Below are 16,658 nucleotides of genomic sequence, written 5' to 3'. Positions count from 1 at the left end.
GAAAGGTATGGGGCAAATGATATTTGAAAAATATAATGCAATGCGGATTTCAGAAGTGGGTAATGGACTGTCAAAGCGTGAAAACTCCGAGCGGGCGACCGGTCGGAGTTTTCACAGGGATTCCTGGGACATCCTCTTCTTCAGTTTTTAAGGATGCAAAGTGTTCAGAGGCTCATCAATACCGAGCAGAATCGTTCTCTTGCCCCTGTCTGGGGGGCTGAAGCATAGTATGTGGGGCGGCTGTTGATCGGAAGAAGGAGATGGCCTTTTCAAGATGATGGCTTTGGGCTGAAAGTTCTTCGCTGGTGCTCGCCATTTCTTCAGCCGCACATGCATTGTGTTGAATGACGGTGTCCAGTTGGTTGATGGCTTTATTGATCTGTTTCGCTCCGATATTCTGTTCGCTGCTTGCCGTACTGATTTCCTGCACCAATTCCGCAGTTTTCAGGATATTCGGGACAAGATGTTCCAGCATGACTCCGGCCTGTTCGGCAGCGGTGACCGTGGCGTTGGAGAGACCGCTGATTTCGCCGGCGGCCTGTCCGCTTCGTTCGGCAAGTTTTCGAACCTCGGCAGCGACGACTGCGAATCCTTTTCCATTTTCTCCGGCGCGGGCGGCCTCGATTGCTGCATTGAGCGCCAACAGGTTTGTCTGTCTCGCTATTTCCTCGATAATGCCGATTTTTCCTGCGATATCTTTCATGGCGAGGACTGCTTCGGCAACGGCCTTTCCACTTTGTCCGGCTTCCTGGGCGGCAGAAGAAGCTATCTTTTCAGTCGAGACTGCGTTTTCTGTATTTTGGCTGATATTACTCGACATTTCTTCGATGGACGCTGAGATTTCCTCAATGGCGGAAGCCTGTTCCGTGGCGCTTTCCGCGAGGCTTTGCGCTGTGCCTGAAAGTTCGGCACTCCCGCCAGCCACACTGGATGAACCGGATCGAACATCAGTCACCACTGTTTTCAGTTGTCCGATCATTTCATCCAGCGCCCGTGTCAGTGCGCCTATTTCATCATTGCGGCTGGTATCGATTTCAACGGTTAGGTCACCGCTGGCAACAGCCTTTGCCAGTTCAACCCCGGCACGCAACGGGCGTGTAATGCTGCGGATGATGAAAGCTGCTGTTCCAATGCCGACCACGAGCGCAAAAAGGCTGATCAGGAGAACGATAATGAGAGTCTGTTGATTCGCCTGATGGAGTTTGGGGCCAAGTGTGTCCTGATCACTCATGAGGGATTGTTTCACTTTTTCAATATCGTTCGCAATAGTGGGACCGAGCCGATCAAGTGTATTCGTGATAATGTCATTTCGTTCGAATATGACTGCCGTCAATCGATCGAAAGCAGTAAAATATTCCGAGAAAAGGACACGAACTTCTTCAAGTAAACGCCGTCGTTCAGGATTTTGGAGTGATGTGTCCAGTTCCTGAAGGTCTCGACGCAGTTCATCCATTTCCTTGTGAACACGGTCTATGGAGGTTTGGGAATTGTCATCAAGGAATTTGATGACATAGAGGCGGGCCAGAAGCAGATTGCGCATGGCCAATCCGCAGGTGAATGCGGCTTCCGTATCATTATCCGCTTTTGCCGAAATCAGAATTTCTGTCAGATCCTGTTCCATACGCGGGCCTTTTGCGTTGAGGACGTCGTGAACTAAATGATCTCTTTGTGTCCGAAACCCGTGTACCTTTTTGAAGGCTTCTCCATAATTCATGACATGTTCAGCCGCCGCTGCCACGAGTCGTGCGCGGGCCGGGGTGGTGATCTCCTGTTGGGCAGCGCCCATGAGAGAAATCATGGAGCCAAAGAAGGTTTTGTATTCTTCAAGATCCTTTTGGCTTCCTCGGATGATAAAGTTTTTAACTTTCATCCTGACCATGAGCATATCTGCCTGGAGCCGTCCGCTCAGATTGGTATTGCGGGCCAGATTACGGTATGTTGCAAACCCATTGCTGGATGTTTCCACTGAAAAGTAGGCAACTGTGGCGAGGATAAGCAACAAGGCCAATAACGTTGCGAAACCAAGGCTGAGTTTGGTTGAGAGTTTCATGGAGACCTCCATGGTATCGGTTCGGGTGTGCGTACTGAAAAACAGGTAACAGGTGGCATGTCCTGGGGAAGGAGGATACGGTGGGTGAAGAGGAAGACATGCATATATTGTCAAGTCTGTTATAGTGGTGAAGCTGCGCGTTGAATAATCAAACACAAGAAAAACAGTGTGAGATTCCATGAAAATCTTAATGAATTCAATTTGTTGATTTGATATCCATTCAGTATTCTTCTAAAAATAGGAGTCTCTTTTTTTAACATGATACGAGCATATGGAATCTTGTTTTGGGGGACAATGGGGTGGGGTAAAAAAATAACTGTGTTTTTGTGTCCCGGCCGTAAGGTAATTGAGCATTGTGCAGAATTCGTTTAGAATCTCGCCGTTCCATGGGCATGAAATCGTTATCAATCATATTGTAAGGAGCTGATCATGAGTACTATTTCCGGCGTTTGGGCGCGTGAGATCCTTGATTCTCGCGGCAACCCCACAGTTGAAGTCGAAGTCATTCTGGAGTCCGGCATCATCGGTCGCGCCGCAGTCCCCTCCGGGGCATCCACCGGCTCCCGTGAAGCCCTTGAGCTTCGCGACAAAGAAGAGCGCTATGGTGGAAAGGGTGTCATGACCGCAGTGGAAAATGTGCGTGGCGAGATAGCCGGTGCAGTTATCGGCATGGATTGCGTTCGTCAGGTCACCCTGGATAATGCGCTTATCGATTTGGATGGAACCGAAAACAAGGAACGACTCGGTGCCAATGCGATGCTTGGTGTTTCCATGGCTGCTGCGCGTGCGGCCGCCCGTTTTCTGGGACTTCCTCTCTACCAGTATCTTGGCGGGACCAATGGCAAATTGCTGCCTGTACCACTTATGAACATCATTAACGGAGGCGAACATGCTCCGAATAACCTGGATATTCAGGAGTTCATGATTCTGCCTGTCGGTGCCGAGACATTTGCCGAGGCCCTGCGTATGGGCGCTGAGACTTTTCACAAGTTGAAAGCAATCCTTGCCAAGGACGGGCATGTCACTTCCGTGGGAGACGAGGGAGGCTTTGCCCCCAATCTGAAATCCCATGCCGAGGCATTCCAATACATAACCCGTGCTGTTGAAGAAGCGGGCTACGAACCGGGCAAAGAAATTTGTTTTGCCATTGATGCCGCTGCCAGTGAATTCTACAAGGACGGCAAATACGTTTTGGCCGGTGAAAATCTGACCTTGTCCTCCGATGAACTCATCGACTTCTACGAGGACCTGACCAACCAATTCCCGCTGGTATCCATTGAGGATGGGCTGGCTGAGGGGGATTGGGACGGCTTTGCAGCCATGACTGACAAGATGGGTGATCGTATCCAGCTTGTCGGTGACGATCTGTTTGTCACCAATCCCGATATTCTCGCAGAAGGTATTGATCGCGGCGTTTGCAATTCCATCTTGATCAAACTTAACCAGATCGGAACGGTAACCGAGACTCTTGATACCATTGAATTGGCCAAGACTGCCGGATATACCAATGTCGTTTCTCATCGCTCCGGTGAAACGGGCGATCATTTCATTGCTGATCTGGCCGTGGCCGTGAATGCCGGGCAGATCAAGACCGGGTCATTGTGCCGGTCGGATCGTCTTGAGAAATACAACCAGCTTCTGCGCATCGAGGAAGACCTGGCCGATGACGGCGTCTACTACGGCCCGATTCTGGGTGGGAGTTTCTTCGAGGATTAAACTGTCGACTTGACGAAAAGGCCGCTTCATGAGAAGCGGCCTTTTCTCTTGAGTCACAGCCGTCCGGTATCGAAGGAAGCTCCGCGTCCTTCCGGTCCTGATGCAGGGGACCACTTGCACCGGGGAGTATCAGGAGGAGAGAGGCCGATTAAAATGAACGGATTGAAGGATTCCAGGGAGATGGCACCGGAGCCGTCTGGATAACCGTGATCACAACCGCAGTAACCAAAGTCCCCAAAGGGATGCGGAAACGGGGCACAGGAGCAGACATGATTCTTCTGGACGGAAAAGAGACATCAGCCACTATTCGAGCTGAAATCAGACAGGAAACCGATGCGCTGAAGGCTCAGTTCGGGCGTAAGCCGGGATTGGCTGTGGTGCTGGTGGGGGAAGACCCGGCCAGTCAGGTCTATGTGCGCAACAAGGAGCGTGCTTGTGAGGACTGTGGTATCCTGTCCATTCCACATCGTCTTGAGACAGCGACACAGCATGAACTTGAGGGGTTGATTCAGGAATTGAACCGTGATGTCAACGTGGATGGTATCCTGGTCCAATTGCCGTTACCCAAGGGGCTTGATTCTCAGAAAATTCTTGATCTGATCGATCCCAATAAGGATGTGGACGGTTTTCATCCGGTCAACGTCGGTAAAATGAGTCTCGGGCTGCCTGGATTCAAACCGTGTACCCCCGCAGGAGTCATCAACCTGCTTAAGCGTTACAACCTTGACCCTGCGTGCAAAAAGGCTGTTGTCATCGGGCGCTCGAACATTGTGGGCAAGCCCCTTGCCATGATGCTTTCTCAGGCCGGACCCTGCGCCAATGCAACGGTGACGCTCTGTCATTCGCGTACCGCTGACCTCAAGGCTGAATGCCTGGAGGCGGATTTTATTTTTGCGGCCATTGGCACACCAAATTTTGTCACTGCCGATATGGTCAAGGAAGGAGCGGTCGTGGTTGATGTCGGTATCAATCGAACAGATGAAGGGTTGGCCGGTGATTGCGATTTTGAAGCCCTGAAGGACAAGGTCCATGCCATGACCCCCGTTCCAGGGGGCGTCGGCCCCATGACCATCGCTCAGTTGATGGTCAACACACTTGAGGCATTCAAGCTGCATGTCGGTGCATAGTTCAAGATACTGAAAACAAAAAGGGCCGGAACTTGATGAGAGTTCCGGCCCTTTTTGTTTTCAACGAAGCTCGGGCGGGGGGCTCCCTGTGCAGAGACACGAGCGTTTCAAAGAGCTTGTTTGTGCAATTACCGCTCGCAGGGGACTCCATGGGCCAAATAGATATCTCCCAGGTCATGAATGAGTTTTTTGTTGTCGAAGACTGCATGGACCTTGTCGCGGGCAGCCGGAATGACCTGAGCGCGAAGGGTTTGGTCTGTCAACATTCTCTGAAGAATAACGGCAAGCGCCTTGGGATCGTTGGCCGGGCAGAGCAGACCGGTGCTCTCGTGCTCCACAAGTTCCGGCACCCCGGACACGTCTGTGGCGACAACCGGGACACCGGTTGCCATGGCTTCCGCCACGACGTTGGGAATACCGTCCCGGTCTCCGTCGCTTGCTTCCCGGCATCCGAGAGTGAAACAATCGGCGTTGCCCAGAAGTCTGATCACTTCATCATGGGTGATGGTTCCCGGCAGGGTCATGACATCATCCAAACCCAGTTCTGTGATCAGGGCGCGAAGAGTGCGGTTGAAGCCGGATTTTCCTTCCCCGACCAGGGTATAATGAAATTCAAGACCAGCATCGCGAAGCCGGGCCAGGGCATGCAGGATGGTGTCGAGTCCCTTTTTTTCCACAAAGCGGGCCACTGTGAGAATTTGATACGGTTTGGTCGCCCCGGTCGTCCGTCCATTGGGCGAAAAAAGATCAAGATTGATGCCGTGGTAAACGCAATGAATGGGTTTGCCGTTCTTCGAGAACCGAGACAGATACCCTTCATTGTATCGGGTGCATGTCACGACGAATTTGGCGAGGTCTATCTTGTCTTCAATACGGCGAGGGTCCTGGGTGTAGATATCCTTGGCATGGGCGGTGAAAGAAAAAGGCACATCCGCCAAGGCTGCGGCGTACATCGTTACCGTGGTCGGCGTATGGGCAAAGTGTCCGTGGATGTGCCCGAGGTCGACCCCCTGATCAAGAACGGATTTCTGCATGATATACCCGGCCTGGAGCATATGTTTGAGCCATGTGTGCTTCTTGGGAGCCAGGCGAAAACGGGTCTTCATGAGTTTGAGGCATCGCCAATACCGGCCAGGTCTACGGAAGAAAAGGCGTAGGTTATACCAGAGCAGGGCTGGGAGCCCCAGGATCATCGATGAGGGCAGGTAAGTAACCTTGGCCTTGATCGATTTGATTGAATCGTGGGTAAAGTTTTCTCTGGGCGCTCGCATGGAGTAGATATGGATGGTAAACCCCATTTCTTCGAGCAGACGAATTTCATTGGAAATAAAGGTCTCGGAAATTCGGGGATACCCTTTCAGCACCATGCCGAGGGTTTTCCCTTTGGGGGAGGAATCTGTCACTCGTCACACTCTCGGAAATGGGTAAGCCGCTGCCGCATGACATCAAGGCCGGTCATACGGAATTGCTCAAGTTCGGCCACGCATCGGGTGGAGTCCGTGAGGAGGGCGTGGACTTTTTCTCGAAGCATTTCAGGGGTAGCGTTGTCCCATTTGATATAATCGCAGAGGCCGTGGCTTTTGAAAACCCTGGCCCGGAGCAATTGCTCCTGCCTGGGATTATCGCGCGGAATGACCAATGCTGGTTTCCTGAGCGAAAGGATTTCGCACAGGGTGTTGTAGCCGCCCATGGTCACGACCAGATCAGCTGCGGCCATGCGTTTCTCCAGATTCTTGACGAACGGTTTGATCTGGACCTTGAGGGCGCGAGCGCGATCTGCCAGTTCATCAAGCCGATCCGGGTCAAGGAACGGTCCGGTTATCATCAGGGTTTTGAAATCCACAGTGCCGTTGGTCTCAAGCATCTTGAGATAATTATCGAGGACGGTGTACCCGTCTCCGCCGCCGCCGATGGTCACCACGACCTGCTTGTGCTTTCGTCTGACTTTTCGGTGCTTGGGCACCTTGCGTGGGATGTAGCCGGTGAAGACTGTTTTTTCCGCGATGTCATCGGGAAAGGCATACTCGACGATCGGGTCGTAGAGAGCTTTGTCTCCGTAGACCCAGACTTCGGAGTAGAGGTCTCGGAGAATTTCGGGGAATTTTTTTCGCTTCCAGTCCGCCTGTGTGGACCGGGCGTCATCGAGAATATCTCTCAGTCCGAGTACTGCGCGGGTCGAAGGGAGATTCTTCCTGATCCATTTGAGCGTCGGCAGGACTTCATTTTTCAGACCGGAAGGCACTTTATCCACAATAAAAAGATCGGGTTTGAATGCCTTGGCTGTGGAGAGGATGATGTTCTTGCGAATGGTGATGGCTATCTTCGGGTCCACCTTGATGGAATGCGGGACGTAGATCGTGTTGGTTTTCTTGATCATACCCGGCATACGGACGAAGTCCACTCCACTGGGCATGGTATAGCGTCCGACAATGGGGGAACCTGTGACAATGAGAATATTGACCCCAGGGCGAACAAGGCTGCCCGCAATGGCCATGGTGCGGCGGATGTGTCCCAGACCGTACGTGTCATGGGAATACATCAATATATTGTATGATTTCGGTTTCATATATTCATCGCTGGCAAAAAAAGAGGCCGGATATGTCATCGGGACGTGCCAGCAGGGAAACACTACCGGGTTGAAGGCTTTCTGTCCAGAAAAGGTAATGCATTCATGACAACAGGGGATAATTTATCAGGTTGAGCCTATTTATCGGGAAAGGGATTCACGTCCAGGCATATTTGTGGGTCAAAATCAGGGTTCCCTTCTGTGGCTCCATGAAGATTCTCAGCATAAAGAGTTCGCTCGGGGCGGGCCGCAAGGGCGGCTTGGAAGTGCCCTGCGGCACAGTCTGTGTCGCCGTTTCGCCAGGCTATGACTCCGAGGTTGTTTTCGGCACAGGGGTGCGCCGGAACGCTGACCAGAGCTCGTCCCAGGGCATCGGCAGATCCCTGGTTGTCTCCGACAACTGCGTACTGGACGCCTTCCACCAGAGCGGATTGGGCGGGTGTCAGGTGGACATGGTCCAGCCCTCGGCAGGGGCACCGCATTTTTCGGCAAGGTTCAGCACCAGACCCAAGGGTAACGTGATCAAGAACGTTGCCGAGGACAGTCTTATCTCCCGGACATCGGAAAATCGTGCCGTCTGGTTCCAGCCGGAGGAGGGTCTGTCCTGCTGTGCAGGGGACGCCGTAAAAATTGAATGCTATTTTTTTGCCTTGTTCAGGATGATTGGCGAAAATGGCTTGTGCCCGGTCGCCGTACGCTTCGGGATATCTTCGGCCATTGTACTCACCCCTGAAAGGACGCGGCGTGATGGTGATGCCCCGTTCCGCAAAAAAAGCCACATCTTGGTGGAATCGTTTTTCCAGATTCGGGTGAACCACATAGTTGACGATGACAGCGAACCCCCGGTCAATCAGCAGTCGGGCGTTGCGAATGAAGGAATTAACTCCTTTGACCCGTTCGCGTTCCTCGATATGAAGCGCCACATAGAGGTTCTCCACACGGTCGGGATCAATTCTGTCAGCAAAGTCCTGTATTTTTGAGGAAACAGATAGGTTGGTATCGATACCGATTCTATGCGATCGGGACAGCTCGGCGCAAATGTCTATGATGCCGGGGTAGATGAAGGGTTCGCCTCCAGTCATTCGGACAGACCATGGTCGGCCTGTACCATTCAGAAATGCCTTCACTTTGTCGACAGGCAATGTCTCCGTGACCGGGGTGTTGTCGTGAGGGAAATAGCAATATTCGCAACGAAAATTGCATTTGCGTGTCATGTTCCAGATTATGCTGTTTATCTGCGTTTTCATTGGCTTCATCTCCTTTGGGTCTCCTGCCATGTTCTCTATAAAAACACCAGCGTATGGGTTTCCCTTTTGGGGGGACCTTTGCTACAACTGACCCACCCATGACAGATGAACGAGTGCACATTTTGATAACAGAGTTGGATGCTTGGACCCGGATGGGCCAGCGGGTTCAACTTTGGTGGCGCGATGATGATGCCGGAGAATGCTGCCCGGCTCTGGAGCATCTCCTTGCTCTCAGTACCAGACACGCTGTCCCGTGCGGGCTGGCGGCTGTGCCTATGCGTGCCGGAGAGTCTCTTCGACAGGTTGTGAACGAGTGTGAGCATGCCTGGGTATTGCAGCATGGCTACGCTCATATCAATCATGCTCCCAAGGGAAACGGGGCATGGGAACTCGGTTTGCATCGTCCGACTTCAGTGGTGCTGGAGGAATTGCGGCAGGGCATGCTGCTTTTGGAAAAGCTTTTCGCCGCACGTTTTGTGCCGGTCATAGTGCCGCCGTGGAACAGGATGGATGCAGCGTTGCTCCCATACCTGCCGGTTATGGGCTATCGGGGCGTTTCGGCCGCCTACAAGCGGCAGCGCCCGGTTCCTCCGGCGGACTTGGTCCGTGCCGATGCTCACTGTGATCTTCTTTCATGGAAAGATAAAAAAGCTGGTGCGCGTTTTGTCGGAAGCGAGAAATGCGTGCGAGAGCTTGTCAGCCATCTTGCTGCCAAGCGGACAGGGCTTGCCGATGCGTCCGAGCCGACCTGTGTGCTGACGCATCATATGGAAATGGACACTGCTGCCTGGGATTTCTTGGAACTGCTCTTTTCGCTGCTGGCCACTCATCCCGCCACGGATTGGATGAGGCCGGCGGATATCTGGCCAATCTCACAAACGAGGACTCGAAGATGATTGCGACATTGCGCCCTGTTCGTCTTGATGATTGCGATGCCATTTGTCATCTGCTCCATACGTTCATGAACCCTGATATCCCGGTGGAACGCTGGCAACGTCTTTTTAACGCCCCGTGGTGCCATGAGCAGCCAGACCTGGGGATCGTCGCCGTAGACGGAGAGGAGATTGTTGGTTTTCATGGCCACATCTGCTCGTATCGAACTGTGGGGACCAGGAAAAGACGATTTGTCAATTTCACTTCATGGTATCTTCGCAAGGAATACAGAGGACACGGGTTGGGACGCATGATGCTGGAGATGGCGACTGCTGATCCTGAGACAACTTATCTGGTTTGCTCTCTTTCTCCAAAAAAAATCGAATATTTCAAAACGCTTGGCCTCGATGTGCTGGAAACGGAACGTTTGCTGTGGAAAAAAGATGGGCATGCCTTTGAGAATCTTGAATTGTTGCATGACCCTGAAAAAATACTGACGCGGGGTAACCCGGATGAAGTGGAAATTCTGGAAGACCATCGAGGGCTTCCGGTGACACCGGTGCTTGTTTCAACACGATGTACGCAGTGTCTGCTGTTGCTTTCATTGGCAAAGAAAAAAGGTGGCACTCTCTATTATGACGTCCTCTATCGTAGCAATCCCGGCATGTTTACAGACAGGGTGGGAGATATTGCCGAAGCTTTGCTGCCTGATGGGAATGCTGTTTTTGCCGCTGATAGACGATTTGTTGAAAACGATGGTCACGGCGCAATTGTGGAGCGTCTCCAGTCCCCTCGATTTTATAAAACCTCTCGTGTCAAACCTCGCAATATAGATCTTGCTTATTCGGAGATAGTCCTGCTTGATCTGAAGCTCGATTAGTTCATTCATCAAGGATGGCTGCGTGATGCAGACTCTTTCCAATCACTTTATCAGCTTCGAAAAAGGCATGATCACAGGGTGACATCTCTGCTGCGAGGTTTCCGGTGTGTCCTTCTGCAAGGTTGAGGTCAACACTGCTCCGTGCAGTATTCGGTCAAATATAAAAGTGCGGGCGATTCTCAGCTTGTGAAAAAGAGGATAAGAGCGAATGAAATCGCGCCATCTTTTTACTTGTGCTCTTTTGGACAAGCTGGATTCAGGCAATAAAAAAAGGGAGACAACATCTCTGTTGCCTCCCTCGTATCGATCAGATGGTCTGACCGGCTCTGACACTACATGTCTGCGCCGGAAGCAGCTTTCTGCATCTTGACCTCGACCTTTTCGGTCAGGCCAGCGTAGTATTCGCGCAGGATGACGAGGACTTCATCGCGACCGAAGTGATCGACGACCTCAGCACCTTCGGACAGGGCCTTGCGCAGTTTGGTACCGGACAGGATGACACGGTCTTCTTTGGTATGCGGGCAGGTGCGCATGGAAGCCATGCCGTCGCACTTGTAGCAGTAGAAGGTCCAGTCGATGTTCATGTTCTGGCAAAGCAGAGCTTTTCCGGACTCAGCTTCGCAACCGTCCTGGTAAGGGATTTTCTTGAAGATGTCCTGAGCTTCGAACAGGCCGTAGAAATCACCAACACCAGCGTGGTCACGACCGATGAGCATGTTGTTGATGCCGTAGTTCTGACGGAAAGTTGCGTGGATCAGACCTTCACGGGGACCGGCGTAGCGCATGTCGAGGGGGTAACCGGCATTGATGACGTTCTCGGGAACGAAGTAGTTGTCGATCAGGGTCTGGATGCACTTGATACGGACATCACCCGGAATGTCGCCCGGCTTCAGGTTGCCGATCAGGGAGTGAATGACAACACCGTCACACACTTCAACGGCGATCTTGGCCAGGAATTCGTGGGAGCGGTGCATGGGGTTACGCAGTTGCAGAGCGGCAACTTTGGACCAACCGCGTTTTTCCATCTCGGCACGGATCTGAGCAGGAGTCAGGTAAACACCGGGGAAACGAACTGCGTAGTCGCCTTCGGACAGAACCTTGACAGGACCAGCCAGGTTGTATTTGCCCTGAGCCATGACCATCTGGACGCCTGGATGATCTTCCATGGCAACTTCCCAGAATTTGTCGTCAGCGGAATCTTCGCCTTCGCCCTTGTAGACCAGCTCGCATTCCCATTTCTTGTCGGCTTCGGTCATCTCGTACTTTTCTTCGACCGTCATGGTAGCGTAGACAGTGCCGTCAGCTGCCTTCAGGGCGACTTCGTCACCGACTTTGACGTCTTCGTCATCGGTGTCGAGGGTGATGGGGATGGGCCAGAAGGTGCCGTCTGCCATCAGGAACTTTTCGCAGACGCCAGCCCAGTCGGCCTTCTTCATGAATCCGTTCAGCGGAGAGAAGCCGCCGATACCCATCATGATCAGGTCGCCCTTGGCGCGATCGGAAATGTCGAGAGTCTTCAGGCCTTCGGCCTTTTTGATTTCTGCTTCAAGCTCAGCGCCTTCGAGCAGGCAGCAGACGAGACCTTTACCACCGTGAGGTGCTACGAGGTTGGACATTTAAGCCTCCTAAAAAAAGTTTTATTAATAAAACCATAGCCTTAATTCATGGTGTGCGAATACAACCCGCCCCGAAACCATGATTATTTCCCATATCAGGGTCAGCCTTTATTGTACGTTTGTGAAAGTCGTGTCAAGCGGTTTTTCCAAATGACTTGTCTCATATAGAGATTGAAATGAATGGTCACGGGAATGTCAAAATAGTCATAAAAAAGTCTAGAAAAAGTGAGCAGCTTTTATGCTATAAAATCAAATAAAATCGGGGTATTATTTTCTTCAGATGATAATCAGGCAACAGATTCAGAAAACGCTTGCTAACAACGCTCGATTTGCCCTAAAAACTGTGGTGGTTTTCATTGATAATCCCGAAGTTGCCCGAAGTGCCTTCGTGTGGAGCGAAAGCAGGGGAAAAAGCGGCAGTCGGGAGTATGTAAGCCATTGACGGGATTTGACGATGATCGCTTGTTCAAAAATTCACTTTCACGTTGACAAGGATTGTGCGTCTTGCTAATTCCCAATTTCCGCCCCATTAAATTGGGTCGTGTATATTTTTTAGTTAAGGTAGAGGACGTCGGTTTTTGTGAATAATAAAACCCTATTTAGGAGGAGAAGTTATGCCGACTTTTGTTAACCCGGAAAAATGTGACGGCTGCAAAGGTGGCGAAAAGACCGCCTGCATGTACATTTGCCCGAACGATCTGATGATCCTGGATCCTGCCGAAATGAAGGCATACAACCAGGAACCGTCTGCATGCTGGGAGTGCTACTCCTGCGTCAAGATTTGCCCCCAGGGCGCAATCGAAGCCCGTCCGTACGCTGACTTCGCACCCATGGGCGGTACCTCCATCCCCATGCGCTCTGCTGAAGACATCATGTGGACCATCAAGTTCCGTAACGGTTCCGTGAAGCGCTTCAAGTTCCCCATCCGTACCACTCCTGAAGGTTCCATCAAGCCTTTCGAAGGCAAGCCTGAGCCGTCCGATCTCGAAAATGAACTGCTGTTCACCGAGACCGAATTGGTCACCCCCATTGCAACCGCAATGGAACCGGCTGCCATCACTGAGGCTGACCTGAAGAAAGAGTGGAAGATGGAAGACTACGCCGACCTCGTCTAGTACGGGATTGTGCAGTTTATCTAGTCTTACTGAATTTGAAACACGAATAATCTAGGAGAAATATTATGCCTCTGCTTCCTATGAAAGAAGCCTCCAAAGGTGTTGCTCTCGCCGAGCCGGAAATCGTCGAAAAAAGTGTTGATATCCTGATGGTCGGCGGCGGCATGGGTAACTGCGGCGCTGCCTTCGAAGCTATGCGTTGGATCGAGAAAGTTGATCCTTCCATTACCTTGGAGCTGGTCGATAAAGCTGCCATCGAGCGTGGTGGTGCGGTTGCTCAGGGTCTGTCCGCAATCAACACCTACTGCGGTGAGAACGATGTTGACGATTACGTCCGCATGGTCCGCACTGACCTGATGGGCCTGGTTCGTGAAGATCTGATCTTCGACCTCGGCCGTCACGTTGATGATTCCGTCCACCTCTTCGAAGAATGGGGTCTCCCCATCTGGGTCAAGAAAGACGGCAAAAACCTCGACGGTGGTAAAGCCAAGGCCGAAGGCCTGGCAATCCGCAACGGTGCAGAGCCTGTCCGTTCCGGCCGCTGGCAGATCATGATCAACGGTGAGTCCTACAAGTGCATCGTTGCTGAAGCTGCAAAGAACGCCATTGGTGAAGATCGTTACGTCGAGCGTGTGTTCATCGTCAAGATGCTCCTCGACCAGAACGAGCCTAACCGCATCGCTGGTGCTGTTGGTTTCTCCACTCGCGAAAACAAGATCTACATCTACAAGTGCAACGCTGCTGTTGTCGCTTGTGGTGGTGCTGTTAACGTGTACCGTCCCCGCTCCACTGGAGAGGGTATGGGTCGCGCATGGTACCCAGTCTGGAACGCAGGTTCCACCTACACCATGGTTGCCCAGGTTGGCGGCGAAATGACCATGATGGAAAACCGCTTCGTCCCCGCCCGTTTCAAAGACGGTTACGGTCCGGTCGGTGCATGGTTCCTGTTGTTCAAGGCCAAAGCTACCAACTACAAGGGTGAGGATTACTGCGAGACCAACCGTGCCATGCTGAAGCCTTACGAGGATCGCGGCTATGCCAAGGGTCACATCATCCCCACTTGTCTGCGTAACCACATGATGCTCCGTGAAATGCGTGAAGGCCGCGGCCCGATCTTCATGGACACCAAGTCCGCTCTGCTGAAGACCGTCAATGGCGATCTGTCCGGCCCTGAGTGGAAGCACCTTGAGTCCGAGGCTTGGGAAGACTTCCTTGACATGTGCGTTGGCCAGGCCAACCTGTGGGCTGCTACCAACTGCGCTCCTGAGGATCGTGGTTCCGAGATCATGCCTACCGAGCCTTACCTGTTGGGTTCCCACTCCGGTTGCTGCGGCATCTGGTGCTCCGGCCCTGACGAAGAATGGGTTCCTGATTCCTATAAGGTCAAAGCTGACAACGGCAAAGTTTACAACCGTATGACGACTGTCAACGGCTTGTGGACCTGTGCTGATGGTGTTGGCGCTTCCGGTCACAAGTTCTCCTCCGGTTCCCATGCTGAAGGCCGCATCGTCGGTAAGCAGATGGTCCGTTGGGTTGTTGACCACAAGGACTTCCAGCCTTCCTTCAAGGAAACCGCTGAAGAACTGAAGCAGGAGCTGTACCAGCCTTGGTACACCTACGAAGAGAACAAGGGCGGTTCCACCGATCCTGTTGTCAACCCTGCTTACATCACTCCTCACAACTTCATGATGCGTCTCATCAAGTGCACCGATGAATACGGTGGTGGTGTTGCGACTCTGTACATGACCTCCAAGGCTCTGCTGAACACCGGTTTCTGGTTGCTCGGTATGATCGAGGAAGATTCCAAGAAGCTCGCAGCTCGTGACTTGCACGAACTGATGCGTTGTTGGGAACAGTTCCACCGTCTGTGGACTGTCCGCCTGCACATGCAGCACATCGAATTCCGCGAAGAATCCCGTTACCCGGGCTTCTACTACCGTGGCGACTTCATGGGCCTGGACGATTCCAAGTGGAGATGCTTTGTTAACTCCACCTTTGATCCCGCCACTGGCGTGACCACTATCTTCAAGAAGCCTTACGTCAAGATTATCCCTGACGCCTAAGTCCTATTAGGGAAATGATCATCCCGTGACCGCGAGCCCCTGGGTTCGCGGTCACTTCCCAATCTACCGGGGCTGAAATGGTCTGAATCCGGGCCGGGATGCCGCTCCCGGTCCGGGTTTAGGCCATTTTCTGGCTGAGCCTCAACTTTATTCGGGAGGAGTGAAGAGAATGTCGAATAATAGTATTCTCGTTGTAGGTGGGGGATTCGCCGGAATCACCGCCGCCCTCGAAGCTGCCGAAATCGGCTACGAGGTTTACATCGTTGAAACAAATCCCTACCTCGGTGGCAGGGTTGCACAGCTGAATCAGTACTTTCCGAAGCTGTGTCCCCCTTCCTGCGGTTTAGAGATTCAATTTCAGCGCATCAAGAATAACCCCAATGTCAAGGTCATCACCATGGCCAGCGTCGAGTCCGTTTCCGGCACCAAAGGAAACTACGACGTGAAAATCACACAGCGGCCCCGCTACGTGAATGAAAAATGTACCGCCTGCGGCGAGTGCGAGAAGGCTACGGCCTCCACGGTTGAATCCGAATTCGATTTCGGCACCGGCAAGCGCGGCATGGCTTACAAGACCCATCCATTCATGTTCCCGATGCGCTATGTGGTGGATGCTGAAAATGCGTCCGAAGGTGAGCTTTCCGCCATCAAGGCTGCCTGTCCTTATGACGCAGTTGATCTTGATGACACATCCAAGGCCATCGACTTGAATGTCGGGGCCATTGTGGTTGCTACCGGCTGGAAACCCTATGATGTTTCCAACCTGACCAACCTCGGCGGTGGCACTCTCAAGAATGTCGTCACCAACATGCAGTTTGAGCGCCTTGCAGCGCCCAACGGTCCCACAGGCGGCCAGATTGCCCGTCCTTCAGATGGGATGGAGCCTAAAAAGATCGCTTTTGTTCAATGCGCTGGTTCTCGTGACCAGAATCACCTGAACTATTGCTCTTACATTTGTTGCATGGCTTCCCTGAAGCATGTCCGCTACGTCCGTAAACGCTCCGATGCCAACGTGACTGTTTTCTACATCGATCTGCGTACTCCCGGTCGTTATGACAAATTCAAGGTTGCCACCGAGGCGGACGACAAGCTCAGTCTCGTCAAAGGTAAAGTCGCAGCTATCGTCGAAGACGCCGCTGGCAACCCCATCGTCACCGTCGAGAACGCTCTCACTGGTATTAAGTCCGAAGAGAAGTTCGACATGGTAGTCCTGGCCACGGGCATGGAGCCCAGCACTGCTGGACTGACTGCTCCGGTCGGTTCCATGGATGCCGACGGTTTCGTCATGGACGGCGAAGGTATTATCGCCGCTGGTTGCGCCAAGCAGCCCCTTGACGTCATGAAGACCGCCCAGTCCGGCACTGCTGCCGCGATGAAAGCGATTCAAACCGTGGTAGGGAGGTAA

At 52.5% G+C, this 16,658-nt stretch carries 12 protein-coding genes; 7 read left to right on the top strand and 5 right to left on the bottom strand.

What is annotated here, in order from left to right; translation table 11 throughout:
- Positions 1-175: 175 nt before the first annotated feature.
- Entirely contained in the window at positions 176-2,050 is a 1,875-nt protein-coding gene (locus BN4_RS09125) for a methyl-accepting chemotaxis protein (RefSeq protein WP_015415099.1), read from the bottom strand.
- A 429-nt stretch (positions 2,051-2,479) separates the two neighbouring features.
- Here BN4_RS09125 and eno point away from each other — a divergent pair, with 429 nt between their 5' ends.
- Together eno and folD are read left to right on the top strand one after the other, a co-directional pair.
- Positions 2,480-3,766 carry a phosphopyruvate hydratase gene (gene eno / locus BN4_RS09120; protein WP_015415098.1) on the top strand — a complete coding sequence of 429 codons (1,287 nt, stop codon included), beginning with the start codon at positions 2,480-2,482 and terminating at the stop codon, positions 3,764-3,766.
- 269 nt (positions 3,767-4,035) lie between these two features.
- Entirely contained in the window at positions 4,036-4,893 is an 858-nt protein-coding gene (folD, locus tag BN4_RS09115; protein ID WP_015415097.1) for a bifunctional methylenetetrahydrofolate dehydrogenase/methenyltetrahydrofolate cyclohydrolase FolD, read from the top strand.
- A gap of 128 nt (positions 4,894-5,021) precedes the next feature.
- Here folD and BN4_RS09110 read toward each other — a convergent pair whose 3' ends face one another.
- The 3 genes from BN4_RS09110 to BN4_RS09100 all read right to left on the bottom strand — a co-directional run bounded on the left by BN4_RS09110 (position 5,022) and on the right by BN4_RS09100 (position 8,706).
- Positions 5,022-6,260 carry a glycosyltransferase family 4 protein gene (locus BN4_RS09110; protein WP_041720884.1) on the bottom strand — a complete coding sequence of 413 codons (1,239 nt, stop codon included), beginning with the start codon at positions 6,258-6,260 and terminating at the stop codon, positions 5,022-5,024.
- A 32-nt stretch (positions 6,261-6,292) separates the two neighbouring features.
- A complete protein-coding gene (locus BN4_RS09105; RefSeq protein ID WP_041720883.1) occupies positions 6,293-7,459 on the bottom strand; it encodes a glycosyltransferase family protein in 1,167 nt (388 codons plus the stop codon).
- A 137-nt stretch (positions 7,460-7,596) separates the two neighbouring features.
- A complete protein-coding gene (locus BN4_RS09100) occupies positions 7,597-8,706 on the bottom strand; it encodes a radical SAM protein (RefSeq protein WP_015415094.1) in 1,110 nt (369 codons plus the stop codon).
- A gap of 113 nt (positions 8,707-8,819) precedes the next feature.
- On the opposite strand from BN4_RS09100, the gene BN4_RS09095 reads away from it, so the two are divergent.
- Both BN4_RS09095 and BN4_RS09090 read left to right on the top strand, forming a co-directional pair.
- Complete coding sequence (locus tag BN4_RS09095; RefSeq protein ID WP_157871330.1) at positions 8,820-9,602, top strand: polysaccharide deacetylase family protein; 783 nt, start codon at positions 8,820-8,822, stop codon at positions 9,600-9,602.
- Positions 9,599-10,459 carry a GNAT family N-acetyltransferase gene (locus BN4_RS09090; RefSeq protein ID WP_015415092.1) on the top strand — a complete coding sequence of 287 codons (861 nt, stop codon included), beginning with the start codon at positions 9,599-9,601 and terminating at the stop codon, positions 10,457-10,459. Before BN4_RS09095 ends, BN4_RS09090 begins: the two co-directional genes overlap by 4 nt.
- Before the next feature lie 332 nt (positions 10,460-10,791).
- Here BN4_RS09090 and sat read toward each other — a convergent pair whose 3' ends face one another.
- A complete protein-coding gene (gene sat, locus BN4_RS09085) occupies positions 10,792-12,075 on the bottom strand; it encodes a sulfate adenylyltransferase (protein WP_015415091.1) in 1,284 nt (427 codons plus the stop codon).
- A 614-nt stretch (positions 12,076-12,689) separates the two neighbouring features.
- Between sat and aprB the strand changes: the two genes are divergently transcribed.
- The 3 genes from aprB to BN4_RS09070 all read left to right on the top strand — a co-directional run bounded on the left by aprB (position 12,690) and on the right by BN4_RS09070 (position 16,658).
- Positions 12,690-13,190: an adenylyl-sulfate reductase subunit beta gene (gene aprB / locus BN4_RS09080; RefSeq protein ID WP_015415089.1), complete on the top strand. Its 501-nt coding sequence runs from the start codon at positions 12,690-12,692 to the stop codon at positions 13,188-13,190.
- 65 nt (positions 13,191-13,255) lie between these two features.
- Complete coding sequence (gene aprA / locus BN4_RS09075; protein ID WP_015415088.1) at positions 13,256-15,253, top strand: adenylyl-sulfate reductase subunit alpha; 1,998 nt, start codon at positions 13,256-13,258, stop codon at positions 15,251-15,253.
- A gap of 160 nt (positions 15,254-15,413) precedes the next feature.
- Positions 15,414-16,658 (top strand): CoB--CoM heterodisulfide reductase iron-sulfur subunit A family protein, encoded by a 1,245-nt coding sequence (locus tag BN4_RS09070; RefSeq protein ID WP_269450392.1) that lies wholly within the window; start codon positions 15,414-15,416, stop codon positions 16,656-16,658.

This window comes from Pseudodesulfovibrio piezophilus C1TLV30, assembly GCF_000341895.1.
GTDB classification, from domain to species: Bacteria; Desulfobacterota; Desulfovibrionia; order Desulfovibrionales; family Desulfovibrionaceae; genus Pseudodesulfovibrio; species Pseudodesulfovibrio piezophilus.
The sequence above is the reverse complement of the archived record's forward strand: the minus strand, read 5'-3'. Positions and strand labels throughout refer to the sequence as shown.